The sequence below is a fragment of the Modicisalibacter sp. genome (genome assembly GCF_055145905.1).
This window is the reverse complement of sequence record NZ_JBSREH010000038.1, coordinates 1-6,276: the sequence shown is the minus strand read 5'-3', so window position 1 is coordinate 6,276 and position 6,276 is coordinate 1. Positions and strand designations below refer to the sequence as shown.

Below are 6,276 nucleotides of genomic sequence, written 5' to 3'. Positions count from 1 at the left end.
GAACCGGAACCGGAACCGGAACCGGAACCGGAACCGGAACCGGAACCGGAACCGGAACCGGAACCGGAACCGGAACCGGCAATGCCGGTGGTCGAGACGCCTGAGGCTTCCCCCCGCGCGTCTGAAACCGCACCCGGGCCGTCGGGCCCTTCCGAGGAGACAGAAGGGCGGTTGAGCCATGCACGCTGGCTGGCCGACTTCGATACCTTGGGGCTATCCGGGCTGACCCGCAATCTGGCGGCGCACTGTGTGGTTGAAGCGGACGATGGCGAATGCCTGCAGCTGCGGCTCCACCCCCAGCATGCAACGCTGCTGGCTGACGTGCATATCGAGCGGATTCGCCGGGCTCTGGCTGAGGCGGGCATCGAGCGCCGGGTCGTCATCGAGCCGGGCGAGCTTCCGGCTGAGGTCGAGACACCCCAGGCGCGCAGCGAGCGTGAGGCACGACAGCGCCATGCCCGGGCGGTTGAAGCCCTGCGCGACGACCCGCATATCCAGGAACTCGAGCAGGCCTTCGGCGCGCGTCTGATCGAGCAGAGTGTGTCGCCCCAGGCGGCGCCTGACTGACTTTCATGCCGGCCTTCGGCCGGCGACCCATCACGATCGAGGTGACCTATGTTCAATGGCGGAATGGGCAATCTGATGAAGCAGGCCCAGGAAATGCAGGAAAAGATGCAGAAGGTGCAGGAGGAGATCGCCCGCGCCGAAGTCTACGGCGAGGCTGGCGCCGGGATGATCCGCGTGACCATGAACGGTCGCCACGATGTCAGCAAGGTGGACATCGATCCCAGCCTGCTCGAGGAAGACAAGGAGATGCTCGAGGACCTGCTGGCCGCCGCGGTCAATGATGCGGTGCGCAAGGTGGAGAGCAACTCCCGCGCCAAGATGGAAGAGGCCACCGAGGGGCTGAACCTGCCGCCGGGCTTCAAGATGCCGTTCTGAGCCGCTGTTCTTGGCCGTCGCCTGCGGGGTGACGGCGCCTTCCGACGCCCTGTGACATGGGCGTTTCACTACCGTCGTATCGTGCCGATGCGTTTCGAGCCAAGGAGTGTCATGAGCTTTTCGCCACTGGTCGATCGCCTGCTGGAGACGCTGCGGGTGCTGCCCGGTGTCGGGCCGCGCACTGCCCAGCGCATGGCGCTGCACCTGCTCGAGCGTGACCGCGAGGGCGGCCGCCGCCTGGTGGCGGTGCTCGGCGAGGCGCTGGAGCAGGTCGGCTACTGCCGGCGCTGCCGGACACTGACCGAAGAGCCGGTCTGCGAACTGTGTCGCAGCACGCGACGCGATGCCTCGCTGCTGTGCGTGGTGGAGTCGCCGGCCGACATGCTGGCCATCGAGGACGCCGGTGGCTACCACGGCCACTATTACGTGCTGCACGGCCATCTTTCGCCGCTCGACGGTATCGGACCCGAGGATATCGGCCTCGATCAGCTCGAGCAGCGGCTCGACGAGGGCGGCGTTGCGGAAGTCATCCTGGCTACCAACCCCACGGTGGAAGGCGAGGCGACCGCGCACTACATCGCCGAGCAGATCCGCGAGCGAGGACTGGCCCTGTCGCGGCTGGCCTATGGCGTGCCCATGGGCGGTGAGCTGGAGTACGTCGACGGCGGCACCCTGAGCCGTGCCTTCAACGGGCGACTGCCGTTCCACGGCGAGTGAGCCCCCCGTGTTTGCAACCCGAGATCCTACATGCCCCTGGAACCGATCCATCACTGGATAGATACGCCCGACGCGCTCGACGCGGTCTGCACGCAGCTGGCGGACGCCGCCTGCGTGGCCGTGGATACCGAGTTCTTCCGCGAGACCAGCTTTCATCCCGTCCCTGCGCTGATTCAGCTGTCACGAGGCGATGTCGCTTACCTGATCGACCCCGTGGCGGTGGCGGCGACGCCCACCGCCCGGGAACTGCTGGGGGAGTCCGGGCCGGTCAAGCTGATGCATGCCAGCAGCGAGGATCTGGAAGTGCTCCACCACTGGGCCGGGGTTGCCGTGCAGCCGTTGGTCGATACCCAGGTGGCGCAGTCGCTGCTGTCCGAGGATCCGGCCATGGGCTACCAGCGTCTGGTGGAGCAGTGGACCGGCGACGCCCTGCCCAAGGACGAGACGCGTTCCGACTGGCTGGCGCGTCCGCTGTCCGACGCACAACGCCGCTATGCGGCACTGGACGTGATCTATTTGCCCCGGGTCTGGGCTGCCCAGCGTGAGGTGCTGATCGCTCACGAGCGGCTGGCCTGGCTGGCGGATGACTGCCAGGCCCTGGTCGCACAGTCGGGGCGCAGCGCGACAAGTGATGGCGAGTGGTATCGCCGGCATCGTCAGCTGTGGCGGTTGTCGCCCCGCGCGATCGCTGCCTATCAGCGCCTGACCGCCTGGCGCGAGGCCGAGGCGCGGCGGCGTGACCTGCCGCGCAACTGGCTGGCGAGCGACAAGGTCCTGTTCGCCGTCGCCGAAGCCATGCCGGCCAACCGCTATGAGCTGGCCGCGGTGGAGGGCGTCAAGCCGAGCCTGGTCAAGCGTGAGGGCGAGTCGCTGCTGGCTCTGGTGAAGGAGGCGGCGCGGCTCGAGGCGTCGGCCTTGCCGGCGGCCCTGCCGTCACCGCTCGGCGGCCCGTTCAAGCGCCGCTTCAAGGCGCTCAAGCGCGTCGTCGCGCAGACCGCCGAGACGCTGGGCGTCGCACCGGAGGTGCTGGCCCGGCGCCGGGACCTGGAGGCGTTGGTGGCGGCCGATCTCGCCGGCGAGCCGTTGCCGCTGCCGGGTGGCTGGCGCGGAGCACTGCTCGGCGCCGACCTGGCGCAGGCACTGAAAACGATCGATACGCCGGTAGAAGAGTGAGTGTCATGGAGCGAATCCTGTGTGAAATCCTGCGCAGCCCGCGCAGGGAGGAAATGTATCTCTACATCGACAAGCGGCGTGGGCTGGAGCCGGTGCCGGAGACCTTGCTCGAGCGCTTCGGCACGCCGGAGCCGGTGATGACGCTGCTGCTCGACGGCAAGCGCAAGCTGGCCCGGGCGGATGCCGAACGGGTGATCGAGGCCATCGCCGAGCAGGGCTTTTACCTGCAGATGCCGCCGGCCAAGGACGAGTACCTGCTCGATCTGTACCGGGCGCCGACCGAGGCTCGCTACTGATGCGCGAACGCTTCTGGGAGCACTATCCGCTCGAGGCCCTTGATCGCGAGGAGTGGGAGGCACTGTGCGACGGCTGTGCGCGCTGCTGTCTGCTCAAGCTCGAGGACGAGGAGAGCGGCGATATCGCCACGCTCGACGTGGCCTGCCAGCTGCTCGATATCTCGCAATGTCACTGCAGCGACTATCCCAACCGCAGCGTGCGCGTGCCCGGCTGTGTGCCGCTGACCCTGGAACGCATCGCCACGTTTCGCTGGCTGCCCGAATCCTGTGCCTACCGGCGCCTGTACGAGGGGCGCGGACTGGCCGACTGGCACCCGCTGGTCTCCGGCGACCCGGACAGCGTGCGCCGAGCCGGCATCAGCGTCACCGGTTATGCGGTGTCCGAGGCGGAGGTGCCGGAAGCCGAATGGGAGGATCGCATCATCGCCATCCTGTCTCCCGAGGACGAGGCGCCCCGGCCCGAGTAGCCGGGGCGACGTCGCCCCCGCACGCCGTGCGGGGCAAGTGCTCCCCCTGGCTCATTCCTCCACCCGCTCTGTCTCGGCAAGCCCCAGTGCCCAGAGCAGGAAGGCGTCCTGGCGGGCATTGTCGTGCCAGGCCTTGAAGCGCCCCGAGGCACCGCCGTGGCCCGAGGTCATGTCGGTGCGCAGCAGTAACGGGCGTCGCTCGGCGGCGTCGCGCCGGGCGGCCATTTCGCCCAGGCGGGCATAGAGCTTGGCGGGTTCCCAGTAGGGGACCCGCGAATCGTGCCAGCTGCCCTGCAGGAAGATGGCCGGATAGGCCTGGTCCGAGAGGTTGTCGAGCGGCGAGTAGGCCTTGATGCGCCGGCGTGCCGCCGGCTCCTCCGGGTTGCCCCATTCGCCGTACTCCGCCGTGGTCAGCGGCAGGTCGGGGTTTTCCATGGTCCGCAGCACGTCGACGAAGGGCACGTCGAGCACCGCCGCGCAGAAGGCCCCGGGGTCGAGATTGAGGCTGGCGCCGGCCAGCAGGCCGCCGGCGCTGGCGCCGTAGGCGGCAATGCGCTCGGCGTCGGCGACCCCGTGCTCCACCAGGGCCTCGCGGGCGGCGAGGAAGTCGCGGAAGCTGTTGGTCTTGTGCTCGAGCTTGCCGGCCAGGTACCAGGGCTCGCCGCGATCCCCGCCGCCGCGCACGTGGGCCACGGCGAAGGCCACGCCCCGCGCGAGCAGTTCCAGCCGGGCGATCGAGAACCACGGGTCGAGTACCTCGCCGTAGGCGCCGTAGCCGTAGAGCAGGGTGGGCATCGGCCCCTCGGCCCAGCAGTCGGCACGTGCTACCACCGATACCGGGATGCGCTCGCCGTCGTGGCCGGTGGCCCACAGGCGGCGGCACTCCAGCTGCTCGGGCTGCAGGTCGCCGTGCACGGGCTGGGCCTTGAGCAGACGCTGCGTGCCGTGGTCGAGGTCGTGCTCGACCCAACGCACCGGCAGCGTGAAGGATTCCTCGCGGACGCGCAGCCGCCGGGCGTGGAAGTCGGGGGTGTCGCCCAGCGCCAGGCTGCAGGGGGCGTCGGGCAGCGCCAGTCGGTAATCCTCGCGGGGTGTGGCGAGGCCGTCGAGGGCGAGAATGCGCAGATGAACCTGGGCTGCGTCGTGGTCACGCTCGGTGATTACCAGCCCCCAGTCGAAGGCATCGACGCCCTCCAGGGTATGGTGGTCGCGATGGGCGAGCAGGGGGCGCCACTGCCCGGGGTCGGCCTCGTCGGCCACATCCAGGCGGAAATGCGGCGCCTGGCGGTTGTGCAGCACGTAGAAGCCGCCCGGGCGATGGTCGACGGCGTATTCCACCCCCGGCTCGCGGGCGCGCACGCAGCGCGGCAGCGTGGCCGGGGCATCGGCGGGGATCAGGTGGCACTCGGCGGTGTCCTTGGAGGCGGTCTCGAGCACCAGCCAGCGCTTCGAGCGGGTCTTGCCCAGCCCCACCCAGAACTCCACGTCGGCCTCTTCGAACAGGCAGATCGGCGCGGCGCCGGCTGCCCGGAGGTCCAGCCGCCAGACGCTGGCCGGGCGCTGGGTGTCGTCGTAGCGCGTGAACAGCAGGGTCCGGTTGTCCTCGGCCCACACCAGGTCCGGGCCGATGCCCTCGAGCACGCGACGGGGCTTGTTGTCCTCGGCCCACACCAGGTCCGGGCCGATGCCCTCGAGCACGCGACGGGGCTTGCCCGCTGGCAAGTCGTGCACGAAGAGGTCGAAATACTCGTCGCCGCGGGTGTCCTCGGTCCAGGCCAGACAGGTCTCGTCGGGCGAGATCGCCAGGTCGCCGAGTTCCAGGAAGTGCCGGTCGCCGGCCCGGGCCTCGAGGTCGAGCAGGCACTCCGGGTGTTCGGCATCGCCGTTGGGGTGACGCCACCAGACTGGATAGTCCGCCTCGGCGGCGGTTTCGCTCCAGTAGGTGTAGCGCTCCAGCGGCGTGCGCAAGCCGCTCACCGCCAGTTCGCGTCGCGCCAGGTGGCCTTCGTAGAGGGCCTCGACCAGCGGCTCGAGAGGGGCGAACCAGGCGTCGCTTTCCCGGTTGGCGGCGTCGAGGAAGGCGCGCACGGCCGGGTCGTCGCGCTGTTCGAGCCAGTGCCAGTGCGGGTCCTCGGCGCGGCGATGGATGACGGCCGGCGATGGGCCTGCGTGAGAGGAGAGCGGCTGTGCTTTCATTGGACGCGGTGTACCATGATGAAACAATGTATTCAGGACGTAAGGTGAGACGATGCTGATTTCCGACTCGATGCCGTTGCTGTGGCTGAGCTACGTGGCATTGTCCCTGGTGGTGCTCGGTGCCGGCTATCTGTCGATACGCTGGCTGCCACGCCTGCCGCGGTTCGCGATCACCGGTCTGGTCGCCGGCCTGATCTGGATGCCCAGCAGCTTTACGCTGCCGCTGCTGGACAAGGCGTCGAACTATCATGGCATGGCGCCCTCGGTCGTGGTAGCAGGGATCGCCTTCCTGCAGAAGGATCAGGCGGCACTGGGCCAGGCGTTGCCGCTGGTACTGCTGGGCTGTGCGCTGGGCGCCGGGGCGGGGGCCGCGCTGGCGGTCTGGTTCCGGCGTCGCGATCGGCGCCCCGAGGACGACGGCGACCGTCCGGGAGGCGGCAGCAGCGACGCACCGCAGGCCCGCCAGGAGCCGGTGATCGGCTGAG

8 protein-coding genes are annotated in these 6,276 nt (G+C 69.3%); 7 read left to right on the top strand and 1 reads right to left on the bottom strand.

Features of this window, described 5'->3' with window-relative positions; genetic code table 11:
* Nucleotides 1–171 precede the first annotated feature (171 nt).
* From ACTCB7_RS11665 to ACTCB7_RS11640, 6 genes are all read left to right on the top strand, one after another.
* On the top strand, nt 172–567 hold the full coding sequence (locus ACTCB7_RS11665) for a DNA polymerase III subunit gamma/tau C-terminal domain-containing protein (RefSeq protein WP_463006802.1): 396 nt from the start codon (nt 172–174) through the stop codon (nt 565–567).
* A 48-nt stretch (nt 568–615) separates the two neighbouring features.
* Nucleotides 616–942, top strand: a complete 327-nt coding sequence (locus ACTCB7_RS11660; protein ID WP_224414619.1) for a YbaB/EbfC family nucleoid-associated protein — start codon at nt 616–618, stop codon at nt 940–942.
* A 111-nt stretch (nt 943–1,053) separates the two neighbouring features.
* Nucleotides 1,054–1,659 (top strand): recombination mediator RecR, encoded by a 606-nt coding sequence (gene recR, locus ACTCB7_RS11655; RefSeq protein WP_224414620.1) that lies wholly within the window; start codon nt 1,054–1,056, stop codon nt 1,657–1,659.
* 30 nt (nt 1,660–1,689) lie between these two features.
* Nucleotides 1,690–2,832 (top strand): ribonuclease D, encoded by a 1,143-nt coding sequence (rnd, locus tag ACTCB7_RS11650; RefSeq protein WP_463006801.1) that lies wholly within the window; start codon nt 1,690–1,692, stop codon nt 2,830–2,832.
* A 5-nt stretch (nt 2,833–2,837) separates the two neighbouring features.
* Nucleotides 2,838–3,128, top strand: a complete 291-nt coding sequence (locus ACTCB7_RS11645; RefSeq protein WP_463006800.1) for a YcgL domain-containing protein — start codon at nt 2,838–2,840, stop codon at nt 3,126–3,128.
* Nucleotides 3,128–3,595, top strand: a complete 468-nt coding sequence (locus ACTCB7_RS11640; protein ID WP_463006799.1) for a YcgN family cysteine cluster protein — start codon at nt 3,128–3,130, stop codon at nt 3,593–3,595. Before ACTCB7_RS11645 ends, ACTCB7_RS11640 begins: the two co-directional genes overlap by 1 nt.
* Nucleotides 3,596–3,646: 51 nt before the next feature.
* Here ACTCB7_RS11640 and ACTCB7_RS11635 read toward each other — a convergent pair whose 3' ends face one another.
* A complete protein-coding gene (locus ACTCB7_RS11635; RefSeq protein WP_463006798.1) occupies nt 3,647–5,791 on the bottom strand; it encodes a S9 family peptidase in 2,145 nt (714 codons plus the stop codon).
* 52 nt (nt 5,792–5,843) lie between these two features.
* Between ACTCB7_RS11635 and ACTCB7_RS11630 the strand changes: the two genes are divergently transcribed.
* Nucleotides 5,844–6,275 (top strand): hypothetical protein, encoded by a 432-nt coding sequence (locus ACTCB7_RS11630; RefSeq protein WP_224414625.1) that lies wholly within the window; start codon nt 5,844–5,846, stop codon nt 6,273–6,275.
* The last annotated feature ends 1 nt before the right edge of the window (nt 6,276 follow it).

Bases quoted from the DNA above. Each gene is read 5' to 3' on its own strand.
- recR (WP_224414620.1), top strand. From the start codon at position 1,054: ATGAGCTTTTCGCCACTGGTCGATCGCCTGCTGGAGACGCTGCGGGTG.
- ACTCB7_RS11640 (WP_463006799.1), top strand. From the start codon at position 3,128: ATGCGCGAACGCTTCTGGGAGCACTATCCGCTCGAGGCCCTTGATCGC.
- ACTCB7_RS11635 (WP_463006798.1), bottom strand. From the start codon at position 5,791: ATGAAAGCACAGCCGCTCTCCTCTCACGCAGGCCCATCGCCGGCCGTC.
- ACTCB7_RS11645 (WP_463006800.1), top strand. From the start codon at position 2,838: ATGGAGCGAATCCTGTGTGAAATCCTGCGCAGCCCGCGCAGGGAGGAA.
- rnd (WP_463006801.1), top strand. From the start codon at position 1,690: ATGCCCCTGGAACCGATCCATCACTGGATAGATACGCCCGACGCGCTC.
- ACTCB7_RS11660 (WP_224414619.1), top strand. From the start codon at position 616: ATGTTCAATGGCGGAATGGGCAATCTGATGAAGCAGGCCCAGGAAATG.
- ACTCB7_RS11630 (WP_224414625.1), top strand. From the start codon at position 5,844: ATGCTGATTTCCGACTCGATGCCGTTGCTGTGGCTGAGCTACGTGGCA.